Genomic DNA, 16,584 nt, shown 5'->3' on the forward strand with positions numbered 1-16,584 from the left:
CCGCTTGCTCAATCAGATGGCTGCGAGTCGATCGGCGATCTCTTCGAGTGCAAGATCGTGTTTTTCAGCTAGCGTCAGGCCGAAGCGCTCCAGCTTCGAGATGTTCTCAGGCGTCGCGTCGTCGAGCGCGTCATTTACCCCGACGAGCGGCGCATCCAGCCGGAAATAATTGAGCGTCTTCCGGTTGGCCGTCGTGACCACCGTCGCACCATCGGAAAAACGGGGCGGGTCTGCGTTCAACAGCTTGTTCAGCTGATAGGATGTCGTGCTCGACTGTCCCTGCATCAGCACGGAAATCAGCGGCGTGTCATTGGCCGGGCTGATCCAGCCACCCGCACCCCAGCTCTTGGCTTGCTGATAGGGGATCTTGCGGTTGGCCGAGCCCGTTCCCAGCGAAAGGATGACGAGGTCGTTGTCGCGCCAGCCGAGCTTGCAGCCTTCGACATAGGCGGCCATGGCCGGATCGTTGGCAAAGACGCCGCCATCGATCAGCGGGATGGCCGGGATTTGTCCATGGCTTTGGCCGGCAAGGTCCTCGACCATGGCCGGCTCGAAATAGGTCGGTGCAGCGGAGGAGCCGCGCACCGCCTGCCAGAAGAGGAAGCGTTCGTGATCCTTGTCGGCATTGGTCATGAAGACCGCACGCCGCGCATGGATGTCATAGGCGGTGATCAGCACCTTGCCGAGGGCGTCCTTGATCTCAGTCCGTTCCCCAAGCATCTGCCGCAGGATCTTTTCGAGCGGTGCGGCGTCGTAGCGTTCCTCGAACAGACCGCCGAGATTGGCGATCTTACGGAAGAGGCCGATGTTGAAGATTTCGGCGCCCTTGCGCTTGTAGAGATCGAGCAGTGTCCTGGGGTCGGCGGCCGGCTCTGCGGGTTTTCCTGGCTTCGGGCAGGTCAGACCCGCCGCTATGATCGCACCCGTCGACGTCCCGGCAATCAGATGGAAATAGCGATGCAGTGGCAGGCGCTTGTCCCGCTTCTCGAGCTTGTCCTTCAGAACGGTCAGAATAGCGGCTGGGATCGTACCTCTGATGCCGCCACCATCGATCGAAAGAATGAACCTTGCCATGTGCTCAACTCCCCCTGTTCAGGAGAGTGTCGCACAATATTTAAAGTTGTAAATCTGATTCTTTGCAATCAGTCTGGTCTAGAGATGAAAAACCCGGCGCAGCTTTCGCTGGCCGGGTCGAGGTCGTGCTTGAGGCGTGATCAGCCTGCGTTGAATGCGGTGCGCAACAGGTTCAGCTGTGCCTGAACGCTATTTTCGTTGTCCGGCTGGAATTCTTCTTCGCTCGCCGGACGATAGATTTCCCGGTCGAGCAGGGCGATGCGGTTCTGCAGGCGCAGCGAGCGCTCGACCAGATCGCGGAAGGCTTCCGGCAGGTCATTCCAGCCGGGGGCAGCGCGATCGACGTTGAAGCCGTCGAGACGAACCTTGCTCTTTTCGGAGAGAACCTGATCGCGGCTCATCTCGCCATTGTTGACGGCACGCTGCAGCAGCAGCCAGGATGCCATCTGCATGAGGCGCGTGGTCAGGCGCATCGATTCCGCCGCGTAGAGAACGGAAGCCTGGCGGGGCAATACCTTTGCGGCTGCGCGACCTGGGCCGTCGAGATAGGCGGCGGTTTCCTCAACAAGGCCCATGCCTTCGGCATAGGTCGCCTTGAACTGGCTGGACGCTGCCACACGACCGGCAAAGCTAACCGTATTCATACCGAGCTCAGACATGGATGTTTCCCTGTAAACGCATCACTTAGGCATGTAACGACAGCGCTACAAACTTGTTCCTGCCGCATTTTGTGAGGCTACGATGCTACCAATAGCCCAAATCCGCAAGGCGAAACTTAAGGAAGGGTTAATTCCCACACTTTCGTGAAACCTTTGGCGATTTGGGCAAAAAAAGAGCCGCAAATGCGGCTCTCAAGGTAAAACAGGGAGAAATCAGAAGGAGTTTCCATGAAACGAACCAGCTGAGCCCGAAGATCGGGGTGACTGTAGTTTCCCTGAAATGGCTTAATAAACGGTAAACGCCAAGATGAGATTGAGATCGTTTCAAGACATCACGGGCGCCTCACCGAATATTGACGGCTAAGACCTCGGTCCAAACAGGCTGTCGGCGGCTTTCCTGCCAGCTTCCTTGCGGTCGATCTCCGCCCTGATTCGGTCGATCTCGGCTTCCAGAAGGGCAATTCGGTGGCGCAGTTCGTCAGCCGAGATTGCCGAGAGCTCGCAGCCAAGGTCGTGGCCGGTGCTGCGCTTACGTGCTTCTTCATCGATGATCATGTGCGTGCCTCCATTGGCGGAGTGTCGTCCAATTCATCCTGCTCCGGCAAGGGGGCGGCACGCGGATCGAGGCTCAAGCCTTCCGGCGTGCTGCTCATCGGCGATGCCGAGATCGGCAGGTTCGGCACGTTCTCACGATCCTCGGCCGGGATCGCGGCGCGTGTCCGGCTGCGATAGATCGCATAGGCCGAAATCAGCAGGTGCGCGACTGCGGTCACCGCAAAGAGCGCATAGGGGCCGGCAGCCGTCATGACCGGGCCGCCGAGCGTCGGTCCGATGATCGTGCCTATGCCGAAGAGCAGCAGCAGGCCGCCGGAGACCTTCACGAACTCGTCGGGTTTGGCGAAGTCGTTGGCGTGGGCAACGGCGATCGGATAGAGCGCATTGGCGGCGGCGCCGTATATGCCGACGAAGATGAAGATCCAGAGTGGATCGGAAGGCGTGATGGTGACCATGGCGAGCGCCGCGAAGGCGGCGAGCGCGGAGAGTGCCGCCAACACGTAGCGGCGATCGATGCGATCGGAGAGCTTGCCGGCCGGAAACTGCATGATGGCGCCGAGGAAGATCGTGACCGACAGGAGCAGCGCGATGGTCGACGGGTCGAGACCGACACGTGATCCAAAGACGGCCCCGAGCGTGCCATAGGCACCATTTGCGATGCCGATCATGAGGATGCCGACGAAGGAAACGGGCGAGTTGCGGTAGAGCAGTGGCAGGTCGAGCTTGATGGACCGGAGCGGCTGCGGCGTGGCTGCAGTCGACATCAGGGTTGGCATGATCGCGAAGCCGTAGACGATGCCGCAGATCATGAAGAGAATGGTCGTTGCCGGGTCAAAGGCGCCCACCAGCATCTGTCCCGCCACCACACCGATCAGCGTGATCGAGATGTAGAACGAGAAAATCATGCCGCGGCTCTCATTGGTCGCGCGCTCGTTCAGCCAGCTCTCGATAATCATCGACGTGCCTGCGGTGCAGAACCCGGTGATGACGCGCAGCGCGACCCACCAGGTGGCATCGACAACGATGCCGGTGAGGAGCGCGTTCACCAGGATCAGGGCAACGAAGGTCGAGAAGGCCCGGACATGGCCGACCCGAACGACCAGCTTCGGTGCCACGAAGCAGCCGAGCACGAAGCCGGCAGCCCAGGTGGTGCCGAGCAGGCCGAGGATTTCGTTGGAATAGCCTTCGGCTGCCCCGCGCACTGGCAGGAGCAGCCCGTGCAGGCCGTTTCCGAGGAAAAGAAAGAGCGTGCCCAGAAGCAGGGCCATTACCGGCAGAAGATTACGTCTCATGGCATTCTTGTCGATTGGTGTGGAGGGCGCCCGAATCGGAGGAGCACGGCACGATCACAATAGAAGGATCTTCCTACCGTTGTCTGAATGCGACCTTGGTGCTTGCAGGATCAAGTTCTGGCGGGCAAAAGTGACAGTGGTGTGGCTGCCCCGCCGCAGCAAGAGCGGCAGATACGACATTTCGTGCTGCCTCCACAGGGAAATTCAATGACCAAGGCCATATCCGCCTTCCTGATCCTCGCCATGATCGTGCAGATCATCAAGCCGCTCGGTCTTCCGGGTCTGAGGCGACGCAGCGATTTCTGGAAGCTTGCCATCGTCGCCTTCGTCACCTGGTCGGTCACGCTTCTGTTTCGACCGTGAGATCTCTCTTCACCGAGGCGCTGCGGCCTTCTCCGTTTTCCACTCGGGCAGCGGGAAGACGCGGTCGTAGGCCCAATTGAAGATGAAGGCATAGACCAGATAGAAGAGGGCAAAGGCGACGTCCATGACGAAGGCCTGCCAGAGGCTGATCTGCAGATACCAGGCGATGAACGGCATCAGGATCATCAGCAGGCCGGCCTCGAAGAGGACGGCGTGAAGGACACGCACAGGCACCGTCTTCAGCGTCGTGCCGGTAAGTCGGCGCAGAAGGTGGTCGAATCCAAGATTGTAGATATAGTTCCAGAAGGTCGCGAGGGTCGCGCCGACGACACCGACGACACCGATGTCTTTCGCTGGCATTGCGAATGCCAGGGTGCCGAGCGGGATGACCAGGCCCAGTCCGATGAGTTCAAAGCTTATTGCGTGACGAATACGATCTGCGGTCTTCCGCATGTTCTTCCCTCCGGGAAAACAGGCGGGTCGTCCCGCAGTCAATCAGGCCCATTGTGGGGAGGTCATCCTCGGGTTTTGATATAGTCGTGTGGCGCTGAGGCGGCAAGGTACGCTCGTCGAAGTTTTCGGCGGGTATTATTGTCCGGGAAACTAGAGCGCCAGTTGACCCCGCATGACAAGAACGGAGCTTCCGGTGATCTCGACATGGTCGAAGGCGCCGTTGCTTGTCCCTACGGCAAGCCTGATCAGGCTGCGGCGTCCCATCTCCACGCCCTGTTCCACGAGAATGTGTCGCTCTTCCGCTGCAGGTGCGAGCGTCGTCAGGAAGGCGCCGAGGGCTGCCGATGCGCTGCCGGTCGCCGGGTCTTCGATCACATTGTCGAACGGTGCAAACATGCGCGCACGCAGATGGTCCGGCCCGACCCAGGTGTAGAGGAAGGTGGCGCAGTCGCAATCTTCGCCCGCATGCATCTGCCTCAGGGCGGTCAGCGGCTCCAGGCGAGACGCAGCCCTTGCCAGCGCGTCGAGGTTTGCCACCTCGATCAGAATGAATTTCAGGCCGACGCTTGCGAATATGGGCTGGTGCCGGCTGGTGACAATGTCATCCGGCGCAAGGGCGATGCACGGCGCCATGATCTCAGGTGCAATCGATGCGCCTGTTGTCAGGGGCCCGGGTGCCCGGATGGTGGTTCCCGTCACGATGCCGTCTGCGCCACGGTTCACGCTTACCTCGACGAGCCCTGCTTTCTCTTCGAAGCGGATGCGACCTCCGACAGGCTTGCCGAAGACGTTACCCTCGATGGCCAGCGCGTGAGCTGTGCCGACATTGGGATGTCCGGCAAAGGGCACTTCCGTGACCGGTGTGAAGATGCGGACTTCTGCTGTGTTGCCTGGATCCTGAGGCGGCAGCACGAAGGTGGTCTCGGAATAGCCGAACTCGGCCGCAATCTCCTGCATCTCCTTATCGCTCAAGCCCCGGGCGTCGGTGATCACGGCAAGCGGATTGCCGCAGAAGCGGGTGTCGGTGAAAACGTCGAGGGTGACGAAGGGAATGCTGCGGGAAGGGGACGGCATGATGGCTCCAGAGGATTCTAGCGCATCCTGATAACGCAAGAAGCCCGGCACATGGCCGGGCTTTCGTGTCCTGATGACAAGATTTCGCGTGCGGCCTCGGATCAACCGAGGGCCGGGGTCGATGCTTATTCGGCGGCGATCGCACCGACCTTGTTGACGCTTGCGGCATAGATCTGGTCGATGGTTCCGGCAATGCTCGCATTGAATTCGGCATCGCTCATCGAGACGCGAAGTTTCTCTGCCAGAGCACGCGAGAAGCTTGCGATCATGCCGTGGTTCTGGCTCAGCTTCTCACAGGCATCCGCAGTGCTGTAACCGCCGGAAAGTGCGACGACGCGCACGACGGCAGCGTTGGACATCAGCGGGGCGTAGAAATCGGCGACCGTCGGAATGGTCAGCTTCAGCATGACCTTGTCGCCGGATGGCAACTTGTCCAGCTCGGCCGCAATCGCATCGCGAAGGATTGCCTCGGCCTCGGCCTTTGTCGGGCTCTTGATCGAGACTTCCGGCTCAACGATCGGCACAAGACCCTGGCCGATGATCTGGCGGGCGACTTCGAATTGCTGTTTGACGACGGCGGCGATGCCGGCCTTGTCGGCATGGGCGATGACCGAGCGCATCTTTGTGCCGAAGATGCCCTTGTCGCGGCCGCGGATCAGGAGCGCGTCGAGGTCGGGCATCGGCTTCATCAACTGGACGCCGTTCTCTTCGTCGAGCAGGCCCTTGTCGATCTTGAGGAAGGGCACGACGCCGCGCTTCTCCCAAAGGAAGGTCGGGACGGGCTCGCCGTCGACATCGCCGTCCATCGTGCGTTCAAAGAGGATCGCGCCGATGACCTTGTCGCCGGAGAAGGCCGGTGCCTTCATGATGCGCACGCGCATGGCGTGGATCAGGCGGTACATCTCGTCGTCGCCGTTATAGTCGGTTTCGGCGACGCCGTAGAGGCGCAGGGCGCCGGGTGTCGAACCCCCACTCTGGTCCAGCGCAGCGATGAAGCCGGGCGCCGAGGTGATCTTGTTCAACATTTTCGCGTCCACCATAACTCACTCCTATCCCGATCATGGCGCGCAAGGCGCCGGCCTGTTGTCTTGCTCTTAGGACGGACACTCAGGCCGTCCGGTCACTCCCTGACCCTGTTCGGTCCCTCGGGACCGTGGTGACTTTGGCGATAACAGAACTTCCCCGAGGGGAAAATGGGCTGCTAAGCTATTGAAACGATTGAAATCATTTCAATCGTTTGAAAATTCAAAGATTTTTAAACCCGTTTCAATTGACGTGAGTTGCACGGTCCATCCAACGCCTTCTTCGCGATCCGGCTCTTCACGATACAAACCCATTGCGTGTGACCGAGGTTCCCTTGAGCGGATGGTAACACGTCTCTGTCGACGGCCAAGTGACGCACGAAAAAACCGCGCGCCGGGAAGGCACGCGGTTCATTCGAAATATCGGGCTGTTGAGCCGCTGTCGTTCAGCCCTTGGTGAGGACAGCCACGCCCGGCAGTTCCTTGCCTTCCATCCATTCCAGGAAGGCGCCGCCGGCGGTCGACACATAAGAAAAGTCGTCGGCGACTTCGGCATGGTTCAGGGCGGATACCGTGTCGCCACCACCTGCGACCGAAACCAGCTTGCCAGCTCTGGTCTGTTCAGCGGCATGCAGGGCTGCAGAAACCGTCGCCTTGTCGAAAGGGGCGATCTCGAAGGCGCCGAGCGGGCCGTTCCAGACCAGGGTCGCGGCCTTGCCGATCCAGCCATTGATCAGCTCGACCGACTTCGGGCCGACATCGAGCATCATCGCGTCGGCGGGGATGGCGTTGATATCGACGGTTTCGTTGGCGGCGTTTGCCTTGAATTCCCGAGCGACAACGCCGTCAACCGGGAGCACGATGGCGCAGCCTGCGGTCTTCGCCGTTTCCATGATCGAGCGGGCGGTGTCGGCGAGGTCGTGCTCGCAAAGCGACTTGCCGACATCGATGCCCTGGGCAGCAATGAAGGTATTGGCCATGCCACCGCCGATGACGAGCGCATCGACCTTGGTGACGAGGTTGGACAAAAGCTCAATCTTGGTCGAGACCTTGGCGCCGCCGACAATGGCCACGACCGGGCGGGTCGGCTGTCCCAAGCCCTTTTCAAGTGCTTCAAGCTCGGCCTGCATGGTGCGGCCGGCATAGGCGGGCAGGTGATGGGCGAGGCCTTCCGTAGAGGCATGGGCGCGGTGGGCGGCGGAGAAGGCGTCGTTGACGTAGATGTCGCCGTTCTTCGCCAGTTCGGCGGTGAACTCGGGTGTGTTCTTCTCTTCGCCCTTGTGGAAGCGGGTATTTTCCAGAAGCAGGATGTCGCCATTTTCCATCTTGGCGATGGCATCTGCTGCCGGGGCGCCGATGCAGTCGGAGGCGAAGGCGACGCGCTGGTCGAGCACTTCCTCAACGGAGGGTGCAATCAGCGACAGCGACTGGTCGGCAACCGGTTCACCCTTTGGGCGACCGAAATGCGCGAGCAGGATGACCTTGGCGCCCTTTTCGGACAATTCGAGGATCGTCGGCGCCACGCGTTCGATGCGCGTCGTGTCGGAAACCTTGCCGTCGGTGACGGGAACGTTGAGGTCGACGCGGACAAGCACGCGCTTGCCTGCGATGTCGGTGAGATCGTCGAGTGTCTTGAAAGCCGGCATGGAATTACCCGTCTTGAATGCTGTTGAATGGGGCTGACGGGCCGGACCTTACACCGCTTGCGTGACGGCGCAAGGCGAGCGCCGTCATTTTTCGCCGCCGACTTCGCCTCTTGCTGCAGCCTGCTTGCGGCGCAGGTAATCGCGGGTCGCGAGGGCAAGTTCACGCAGGTTGAGAAAGATCGGCCAGGTGGTCGCCGGCTCCACCGGCTCCATGGAAACGCCAACCGTGGCAATATGGCCATGTTCGTCTATATCGCGAACAATGAGCACGATGGTGCCGAGACGGACGCGATCGGCATAATCGGCGCGACCGCCGAGACGCTGGGTGATCATCTCGGCAACCGTCTTGCCGCGTTCACTGTCTGTGATCGAAAGAGGCCCATAGGCTTCGTCGAGGTCGCGGACATGGGTCGAGGGCGAAATGGCAAAGGTGCCGAAGAACTCTCCATCGTCCTCTTCGACGGGTGCCTCGGTTGCAAACAGGCGGTCGAGCAGTTTCGAATAGCTGGGGGCGATGAAGAGATAGACCTGATCATTCTCGCGCAGGCGTCCAGCGTATTGATAGCGCATCGACTTGCCATCACGAATGACCAGCGAAGGCATGGCCCAGCGCGGGATGCGCTCGCCCCGCAACACGGGGCTGCCAGCGACCACACGATAGGCCAGCAGCTCATGATTGGCCGTCCCCGGCAGGTCGAGTTCGACCTTGTCGATCGCGCCGATGCGCGGCGGGATGATCAGTCCGAGGCGTTTGGCGAGCGGCTTGATCGTCCAGCCCTGCAGGACGAGCGAGATCATGACGACGATGAAGGCCGTGTTGAAGAAGGTCTGGCCGTTTTCCATCGCTCCGACGACGGGCACGATGCCGAGCAGGATCGAGACCGCGCCGCGCAGGCCCACCCAGGCGATGAAGCCGGTTTCACGCTGGGTGAAGTCGAAGGGCAATAGACACAGCCAGACAGCGATCGGTCGGGCGATGAAGACCAGGAAAAGAGCGAGCAGAACTGCCGGCAGCAGGATTTCCGGGAACTGCGATGGGGTCGCCAGCAGTCCGAGGACAAGGAACATGATGATCTGGGCAAGCCAGGTCATGCCGTCCTGGAAGCGCTTGATCGAGACCGTTGAAGGCAATTTCCGAGAGCCTGCGTAGATGCCGGCCACATAGACGGCGAGGAAGCCGCTGCCGCCGATCAGGCCTGTGAAGGCGAAGATCATCAGCGCCATCGCCAGCATGAAAATCGGAGCGAGCCCCTGCTCGATCTGTAACTTGCGCAAGATGAAGGCGATCGAGGCGCCACCGAGGAGGCCAAGGATCAGGCCGATGCCCATCTGTTCGATGAAGAGCCTGAGCAGTTCGAGCGACAGTCCTTCGGAGCCGCTGCCGCTTCTAATCAGTTCGACGAGCGCGATGGTGAGAAAGATCGCCATCGGGTCGTTGGTGCCGGATTCGACTTCCAGGGAGGAACGAACCCTGTCGCGGATGTTGATGCCGCCGATACGGAGAAGGAAGAACACGGCTGCGGCGTCGGTGGAGCCCAGGATCGCGCCGAGCAACATGCCTTCGAGATAGCTGAGGCCGAACAGAAGATGCGCGGCGACCCCGACGAGAAGGGTGGTCAGCAGCACTCCCAGTGTCGCCAGAGTAAGGGCAGGGCCTGCCGAAAGTCGGAAGGACTGGAGCGAGGTGCCGAAACCGGAATCGAAAAGAACAACCGCTAGAGCGAGCGAGCCGATCACGTAGGCAAGCGGGAAGTTGGAAAACTCGATGCCGAGACCATCGACACCGGCACCAAGGCCGATGGTCAGGAACAGAAGGAGAAGGGGAGCACCGAAGCGGAAGGCTATGAGGCTCGAAAAAGCGGCCAGGAAAACCAGGGCTGTCGCAACCAGCGTGACCGCATAGAACTCACTCAATCCTCTTCCCCTCTCACCCTATTCCCAATCCCCGAGGTCCCGCTCGTTCTACGACAGGCATGGCGACTGTCAGACCGATTGCGTCTGTGCGAGCGACATGCCTACAGGCTGACAATTTCATGAAACTCAGATTTGCCGGATGGCACGAAGAAAATGGAATGGGATCATGATGATATTAGGGCGGATTTAAATTTTTAAATCCGCCCCAACCGAGTTTTATCGTGGTTCCGATAGGAGCCCCTTGATCAAGGCATAGCTCGCGCCAAGCAGGACGATCGCGAAGGGCAGGCCGGTGGAGACCGCCATGGCCTGGAGCGCCACGAGCCCCCCACCGAGAAGCAGGGCAACGGCCACCAGGCCTTCGAAAGTCGCCCAGAAGACGCGCTGGGGAACCGGTGCGTTGACCTTGCCGCCAGCCGAGATCGTGTCGATGACCAGCGAACCGGAGTCCGACGAGGTCACGAAGAAGACAATCACGAGCACGATACCGACAAACGAGGTTACCGCCGTGATCGGGAGATGCGCCAGCATTTCGAAGAGCTGCAGTTCAAGGGCGGCATCCTGAACGCTGGTCAGGCCGTCGTTGACGAGCTGGCTGATCGCCGTGCCACCAAGCGCAGTCATCCAGAGGACGGAGACGAGCGAGGGGATGAGCAGGACTGCGGTCAGAAGGCCGCGAACCGTGCGACCACGGCTGACGCGTGCGATGAACATGCCGACAAACGGCGACCAGCTGATCCACCAGGCCCAGTAGAAGGCCGTCCAGCCCTGCGAGAAGTTGGTATCTTCTCGACCGAACGGATTGGCCAGAGCCGGCAGATAGGTCGCATAGGCCTTGAGGTTCAGGAAGAAGCCCTGGATGATCTGCATGGTCGGGCCAACGGCGATGACGAAGACCAGCAGCAGCGCTGCCAGACCAAGGTTGACCTCCGACAGAAGTTTCACGCCCTTGTCCATGCCGGCAACCACCGACGCGATGGCAATGCAGGTGATGGCGAGCACGAGCAGGATCATCGTGGTTTCCGTTGAGGGAATGCCGAAAAGGAATTCCAGGCCGGCACTGGCCTGCTGGGCTCCGATGCCCAGCGAAGTCGACAGGCCGAAGATGGTGGCAAAGACCGCGAGAATGTCAATCACATGGCCCGGCCAGCCCCAGACGCGCTCGCCAAAGATCGGGTAGAAGACCGAACGCAAGGTGAGCGGCAAGCCCTTGTTGAAGGAGAACAGGGCCAGCGCAAGCGCGACGACAGCATAGATCGCCCAGGGATGCAGGCCCCAGTGGAAGATAGTGGCGGCCATGGCAAGGCGGCGCGCTGCTTCCGGATCGCCGACAGCGCCATTCAGCGGTGCCCAGTCCGTGCGAACGCCGTCTTCGAAGACCGGTCCGCCAAGTGCAGCCGTGAAATGCCCCATGGGCTCGGAGACCCCGTAGAACATCAGGCCAATGCCCATGCCGGCGGCAAAGAGCATCGAGAACCATGCGAGATTGCCGTAGTCCGGTGTTGCTTCCGGTCCGCCAAGACGGATTCGCCCGAGCGGCGAGAGGATGAGGCCGATGCAGACGAGCACGAAGACATTGCCGGTCAGCAGGAAGAACCAGTCGAGATTGCTCGTCAGGAAGTTCCTGAGACCCGTGAAGGCTGGTTCAAGCGTGGTCTGGAAGGCCAGCGTCAGGAAGGTAAAGAGTACGATTGACAGAGCCGAGACGCTGAAGACGACATTATGGATGTCGAGCTCGAAGACGAAACGGCGGCGGAAGTTGATGTTGTCTTGACCGATCTCATAATCAGTGTCGATGATTTCGGTCCGCCCTTCGGGCGCCGGTATCGCATCTTCGGCGACGGCTGTATGGGGATCGGTCGTTGTGAGAGCCAATGGTCTGGTATCCTTTCGAGGTCATCAGGGGCAAAACAATCCCCGGGAGAAGGCGCAGGTTCTGCGCCAGAATGTGGTGAAGCGACCACAAGGGTGGCCGCATTTGCGCCACAATTCGTAGGGGCAACTGACGAGGCGGCTTATTGTTCCCGTGCGGAACAATTTTTCCTGCCTGTTTTGGGGAGCTGCCCGGAATAAAAAAAGGCGGGCCATTGCTGGCCCGCCTTCATGCGAGATCAGTTGGTCTAGCTCAGATGAGCTTGGCCAGTGCCACTGCCGTATCCGACATGCGGTTCGAGAAGCCCCACTCGTTGTCGTACCAGGTCAGGATGCGCACGAAGTTGCCTTCGAGAACCTTGGTCTGGTCGAGGGCGAAGATCGACGAGTGGCTGTCGTGGTTGAAGTCGCGCGAAACCAGCGGCTCGTCGGTATAGCCGAGGATGCCCTTCAGCGCGCCATCCGAGGCGGCGATGATGGCGTCGTTGATTTCCTGAGCCGTGGTGTTCCGCTTGGCGACGAACTTGAAGTCGACGACCGAGACGTTCGGGGTCGGCACGCGGATCGAGGTGCCGTCGAGACGGCCCTTGAGGTGCGGCAGGACCAGGCCGACGGCCTTGGCGGCACCCGTCGAGGTCGGGATCATGGAGAGCGCTGCCGCGCGGGCGCGATAGAGATCCTTGTGCATGGTGTCGAGCGTCGGCTGGTCACCCGTGTAGGAGTGGATCGTGGTCATGAAGCCATGGTCGATACCGACGGCGTCGTCGAGCGTCTTGACGACCGGAACCAGGCAGTTCGTCGTGCAGGATGCGTTGGAGATGACCAGGTGGTCCTTGGTCAGCTGGTCGTGGTTGACGCCGAAGACGACGGTGAGGTCAGCGCCATCGGCGGGAGCCGAAACGATGACGCGCTTGGCGCCAGCCTGGAGATGCAGGGCAGCCTTGTCACGCGAGGTGAAGATGCCGGTGCATTCCATGGCGATGTCGACGCCGAGTTCCTTGTGCGGAAGCGTTGCCGGATCCTTGATCGCGGTGACCTTGATCGGCTTGCCGCCGTCGATGATGATCGTGTCGCCATCGACCTTTACCGTGGCCGGGAACTTGCCGTGGATCGAGTCGTAACGCAGCAGATGCGCGTTGGTCTCGACCGGGCCGAGATCGTTGATGGCGACGACTTCGATGTCGGTGCGGCCGGATTCGACGATGGCGCGCAGAACGTTACGTCCGATACGGCCGAAGCCGTTAATGGCAACTTTCACAGTCATTGGTGCACTCCCGATTGAATATTGAGCTCTTGGGCAATGTCAGGGCGCCCCGGGGGGACGCCCTGGCGGGATGGTGTCAGGCAAGCTTGGCTTCGGCGGCTGCCACGACTGCGTCCGCCGTGATGCCGAAGTGCTTGTAGAGTTCCTTGGCCGGGCCGGAGGCGCCGAAGGACTTCATGCCGATGAAGGTGCCGGTGGAACCGATGATGGCGTCCCAGCCCTGGCGGATGCCGGCTTCGATCCCGATATTGACCGCAGCATGACCGATGATCGCTTCCTGGTAGTCGGCGTCCTGTTCGAAGAAGAGTTCGAAGCAGGGAACGGAGACGACGCGGGCCGGAATGCCCTTGGCTTCCAGCTGCTGCTGGGCCTTGATCGCGATCTCGACTTCCGAACCGGAGGCGAAGATCGACACCTTGGCGTCGCTGGCCGAGATCAGCTCATAGGCGCCCTGGGCGCAGAGATTGCGCTCCTCATACTCGGTGCGGGCCGGGATCAGGTTCTGACGCGTCAGGGCGAGGCCGGACGGACGCTCCTTGTTCTCCAGTGCCACCTGCCAGCACTCGACCGTTTCGGTCGCGTCTGCCGGGCGGAACATCAGGAGGTTCGGGATGGCGCGGAGCGCTGCCATGTGCTCGACCGGCTGGTGCGTCGGGCCGTCTTCGCCCAGACCGATGGAATCATGGGTCAGAACGTGGATGACGCGGATGCCCATGAGGGCGGCCAGACGGATCGACGGACGGCAATAGTCCGAGAAGATCAGGAAGCCGCCGGAATAGGGGATCAGACCGCCATGCAGCGCAATCCCGTTCATCGCAGCCGCCATGCCGTGTTCGCGGATGCCGTAGTGGATGTAACGGCCAGAGAAGTCGGTCGGGGTGATCGACTTGGTCTGGCTGGTCTTGGTGTTGTTCGAGCCGGTCAGGTCGGCCGAGCCGCCGAGCGTTTCGGTGACGACACCGTTGATGACTTCAAGCGCATCTTCCGAAGCCTTGCGGGTTGCAACCGTCGGCTTGGTTTCAGCGAGCTTCTTCTTGTAGGCGTCGACGGCACCGGCGAGCGTGCCCGGCAGTTCGCCAGCGAAGCGGCGGTTGAACTCGGCGCGCTTCTCAGCATCGGCAGCCGCCAGACGCGCTTCCCAATCCTTGCGGATCTTGGTCGAGCGCAGGCCGGCCAGACGCCAGGCGTCAAGCACGTCGGCGGGGATCGAGAAGGCTTCCTCGTTCCAGCCGAGCGCCTTGCGGGTGGCGGCGATTTCGTCGGCGCCGAGCGGTGAGCCGTGAACCTTGTGGGTGCCGGCCTTGTTCGGGGCGCCGAAGCCGATGACGGTCTTGGCGGCGATCATGGTCGGCTTGTCGGAGGCCTTGGCGGTTTCGATGGCAGCGGCGATCGCTTCCGGATCATGGCCGTCAATCGCGATCGTGTTCCAGCCGGCGGAGCGGAAGCGGGCGTGCTGGTCGGTCGAGTCGGCAAGCGAGATCGCGCCGTCGATCGAGATGCCGTTGTCGTCCCAGAAGACGATCATCTTGTTGAGCTTCAGGTGGCCGGCCAGCGTGATCGCTTCCTGGCTGATGCCTTCCATGAGGCAGCCGTCGCCTGCGAGCACATAGGTATAGTGATCCTGCAGCTCCGAGCCGAACTCGTCTGCGAGCTTCTTCTCGGCGAGCGCCATGCCGACGGCCGTGGCAATGCCCTGACCGAGCGGACCGGTCGTGGTCTCTATGCCCGAGGCGTGGCCGTATTCCGGGTGGCCGGCAGTCTTTGCGCCAAGCTGACGGAAGGACTTGATGTCCTCGATCGTCATGTCCTCATAGCCGGTCAGATAGAGGAGCGAGTAGATCAGCATCGAGCCGTGACCGGCCGAAAGCACGAAACGGTCGCGGTCTGGCCAGAGCGGGTTCTTCGGATCGAAGCTCAGGTAGCGGGTGAAAAGAACGGTCGCGACATCGGCGCAGCCCATGGGCATGCCGGGGTGGCCGGAATTGGCCTTTTCCACTGCATCCATGGCGAGGAAACGGATCGCATTCGCCATCCGCTGATGTTTTTCGGGAGAAATCATGGCTTATCCGCTTGTTCCGGGGCTTCGAGACACGGCCTGCCGGGACGGGCCGTCTGAACGGGGGTGATCCTTAGCAGGTGCATCGCGCAAGTCAACAAATGGGCCGGGTTGCGGCGTTTCCGGGATGAAGAAAACATCTCTTTGCCTCTTTCCTGTGCGACGGCGCCGGATGACTTACGGAGCGGCAAGAACGAGACAGTCTTCCACAGAATTGGCTACTTCCGGAGGCGTGCGCTTTATTGACGCGTGCCAAGGGCGGGGCTTACTGTCCCGGCTCACATGATCGGGGCGGCCGTGACGATTCGTGTAGCGAACAGACTTCACTGAGGCAGGGGCAAGAGAATGCCGGCGGAAAATTCGGTGGATGCCGCGCTCGCGGCGCTGCGGCAGGCTGTCGCCGGGCTCGAGAACGCCGTCGACATGCGTTTCGAAGCGGAGCGCGAGAGTATGGAGATCGATGGCGAGGTGCGGCGCGTGCATGCCGATCGCGCCCGCCTTGCTCAGGAACTTGACCAGTCGGAATTCCGGGCCAACCGGCTCGAAGAGGTCAACCGCGAGGTCTCGCGTCGACTGGTGACGGCGATGGAAACGATCCGCGCGGTGCTCGATCGGTAAAATTCGGGCCGCGGGGCGCTTGTTTGCATAAGGTGCGGGAGCACCACGCGTAGAAGAGAGTTGGAACGCCGATGGCGCAGGTCACAGTCACGATCGACGGAAAAGCCTATCGCATGGCGTGCGAGGAGGGGCAGGAAGCCCATCTGACGGAGCTCGCGAGCGAGTTCGATCGTTATGTCGGCCATCTCAAGGGACAGTTCGGTGAGATCGGCGATCTGAGGATTACCGTCATGGCCGGGATCATGGTCATGGACGAGATGGCCGAGATCAATCGTCGGCTTGCCGCAGCCGAGGCGGAGCTCGCCGGTTTCCGCGAGGGGCGCGATACAGTCCTGTCAGGCGTGCATCATCGCGAGGAGGCGGTGGCGCATGCGATATCAGACCTTGCAGATCGCTTGAACGGCATCACCCGCAAACTGACCCAGCGGCCCGCTCCCCAGACTCAGGCTTGAGGACTATTTTTCGAGCCCACTGGCGCAGTGCCCGCGAAGCGCCTATATCTGAGTTGCGATCTGCGCCTCACGACAGGAACCACAATCCCTGGGGCCATACTCGATCCAAAGGGAGCTGTCCCTGGCCGGGCCCGTGGGCTCGGACATATGGCGCCCACCTACGTTTGTAGGCACCCAGGATCGTAAATCTCCATCGGTTGCCGTGGATCGCACCTTCCTCTTCTGAACAGACATGATGCAAAAAGCCGCCGCGATGACTCGCGACGGCTT

15 protein-coding genes and 1 other RNA gene are annotated in these 16,584 nt (G+C 61.1%); 4 read left to right on the plus strand and 12 right to left on the minus strand.

What is annotated here, in order from left to right; translation table 11 throughout:
• Nucleotides 1-12: 12 nt before the first annotated feature.
• The 4 genes from BSY240_RS19865 to BSY240_RS19880 all read right to left on the minus strand — a co-directional run bounded on the left by BSY240_RS19865 (nucleotide 13) and on the right by BSY240_RS19880 (nucleotide 3,580).
• Nucleotides 13-1,074 carry a patatin-like phospholipase family protein gene (locus BSY240_RS19865; RefSeq protein ID WP_069043465.1) on the minus strand — a complete coding sequence of 354 codons (1,062 nt, stop codon included), beginning with the start codon at nucleotides 1,072-1,074 and terminating at the stop codon, nucleotides 13-15.
• A gap of 140 nt (nucleotides 1,075-1,214) precedes the next feature.
• Entirely contained in the window at nucleotides 1,215-1,733 is a 519-nt protein-coding gene (gene rcdA / locus BSY240_RS19870; RefSeq protein WP_054148260.1) for a protease adaptor protein RcdA, read from the minus strand.
• Between the two features lie 360 nt (nucleotides 1,734-2,093).
• Nucleotides 2,094-2,288, minus strand: a complete 195-nt coding sequence (locus BSY240_RS19875) for a DUF1192 domain-containing protein (RefSeq protein WP_054148261.1) — start codon at nucleotides 2,286-2,288, stop codon at nucleotides 2,094-2,096.
• Nucleotides 2,285-3,580, minus strand: a complete 1,296-nt coding sequence (locus BSY240_RS19880) for an MFS transporter (RefSeq protein ID WP_069043466.1) — start codon at nucleotides 3,578-3,580, stop codon at nucleotides 2,285-2,287. Before BSY240_RS19880 ends, BSY240_RS19875 begins: the two co-directional genes overlap by 4 nt.
• A 207-nt stretch (nucleotides 3,581-3,787) precedes the next feature.
• On the opposite strand from BSY240_RS19880, the gene BSY240_RS24225 reads away from it, so the two are divergent.
• Complete coding sequence (locus tag BSY240_RS24225) at nucleotides 3,788-3,943, plus strand: hypothetical protein (RefSeq protein WP_171901601.1); 156 nt, start codon at nucleotides 3,788-3,790, stop codon at nucleotides 3,941-3,943.
• A 9-nt stretch (nucleotides 3,944-3,952) separates the two neighbouring features.
• Here the strand turns inward: BSY240_RS24225 and BSY240_RS19885 are convergent, their stop codons facing one another.
• The 8 genes from BSY240_RS19885 to tkt all read right to left on the minus strand — a co-directional run bounded on the left by BSY240_RS19885 (nucleotide 3,953) and on the right by tkt (nucleotide 15,247).
• The gene (locus BSY240_RS19885; RefSeq protein ID WP_054148263.1) at nucleotides 3,953-4,396 is read right to left on the minus strand and encodes a PACE efflux transporter; all 444 of its coding nucleotides are present in this window, start codon (nucleotides 4,394-4,396) and stop codon (nucleotides 3,953-3,955) included.
• 150 nt (nucleotides 4,397-4,546) lie between these two features.
• Entirely contained in the window at nucleotides 4,547-5,470 is a 924-nt protein-coding gene (locus BSY240_RS19890) for a PhzF family phenazine biosynthesis protein (RefSeq protein WP_069043467.1), read from the minus strand.
• A gap of 125 nt (nucleotides 5,471-5,595) precedes the next feature.
• Nucleotides 5,596-6,510, minus strand: a complete 915-nt coding sequence (locus BSY240_RS19895) for a fructose bisphosphate aldolase (RefSeq protein ID WP_069043468.1) — start codon at nucleotides 6,508-6,510, stop codon at nucleotides 5,596-5,598.
• Nucleotides 6,511-6,938: 428 nt separating this feature from the next.
• Complete coding sequence (locus BSY240_RS19900; protein WP_069043469.1) at nucleotides 6,939-8,138, minus strand: phosphoglycerate kinase; 1,200 nt, start codon at nucleotides 8,136-8,138, stop codon at nucleotides 6,939-6,941.
• Between the two features lie 84 nt (nucleotides 8,139-8,222).
• Complete coding sequence (locus tag BSY240_RS19905; protein WP_069043470.1) at nucleotides 8,223-10,052, minus strand: potassium/proton antiporter; 1,830 nt, start codon at nucleotides 10,050-10,052, stop codon at nucleotides 8,223-8,225.
• 216 nt (nucleotides 10,053-10,268) lie between these two features.
• On the minus strand, nucleotides 10,269-11,927 hold the full coding sequence (locus tag BSY240_RS19910; protein ID WP_069043471.1) for a BCCT family transporter: 1,659 nt from the start codon (nucleotides 11,925-11,927) through the stop codon (nucleotides 10,269-10,271).
• Between the two features lie 250 nt (nucleotides 11,928-12,177).
• Nucleotides 12,178-13,188 carry a type I glyceraldehyde-3-phosphate dehydrogenase gene (gene gap, locus BSY240_RS19915; RefSeq protein ID WP_054148269.1) on the minus strand — a complete coding sequence of 337 codons (1,011 nt, stop codon included), beginning with the start codon at nucleotides 13,186-13,188 and terminating at the stop codon, nucleotides 12,178-12,180.
• Nucleotides 13,189-13,264: 76 nt separating this feature from the next.
• Nucleotides 13,265-15,247 carry a transketolase gene (gene tkt, locus BSY240_RS19920; RefSeq protein WP_069043472.1) on the minus strand — a complete coding sequence of 661 codons (1,983 nt, stop codon included), beginning with the start codon at nucleotides 15,245-15,247 and terminating at the stop codon, nucleotides 13,265-13,267.
• Between the two features lie 342 nt (nucleotides 15,248-15,589).
• Between tkt and BSY240_RS19925 the strand changes: the two genes are divergently transcribed.
• The 3 genes from BSY240_RS19925 to ssrS all read left to right on the plus strand — a co-directional run bounded on the left by BSY240_RS19925 (nucleotide 15,590) and on the right by ssrS (nucleotide 16,527).
• A complete protein-coding gene (locus BSY240_RS19925) occupies nucleotides 15,590-15,862 on the plus strand; it encodes a DUF4164 domain-containing protein (protein WP_006726844.1) in 273 nt (90 codons plus the stop codon).
• A gap of 71 nt (nucleotides 15,863-15,933) precedes the next feature.
• A complete protein-coding gene (locus tag BSY240_RS19930; protein WP_069043473.1) occupies nucleotides 15,934-16,314 on the plus strand; it encodes a cell division protein ZapA in 381 nt (126 codons plus the stop codon).
• Between the two features lie 54 nt (nucleotides 16,315-16,368).
• A non-coding RNA gene (ssrS, locus tag BSY240_RS19935) (6S RNA) lies at nucleotides 16,369-16,527 on the plus strand.
• Nucleotides 16,528-16,584: the final 57 nt, after the last annotated feature.

The organism is Agrobacterium sp. RAC06 (genome assembly GCF_001713475.1).
Lineage (GTDB): Bacteria > Pseudomonadota > Alphaproteobacteria > Rhizobiales > Rhizobiaceae > Allorhizobium.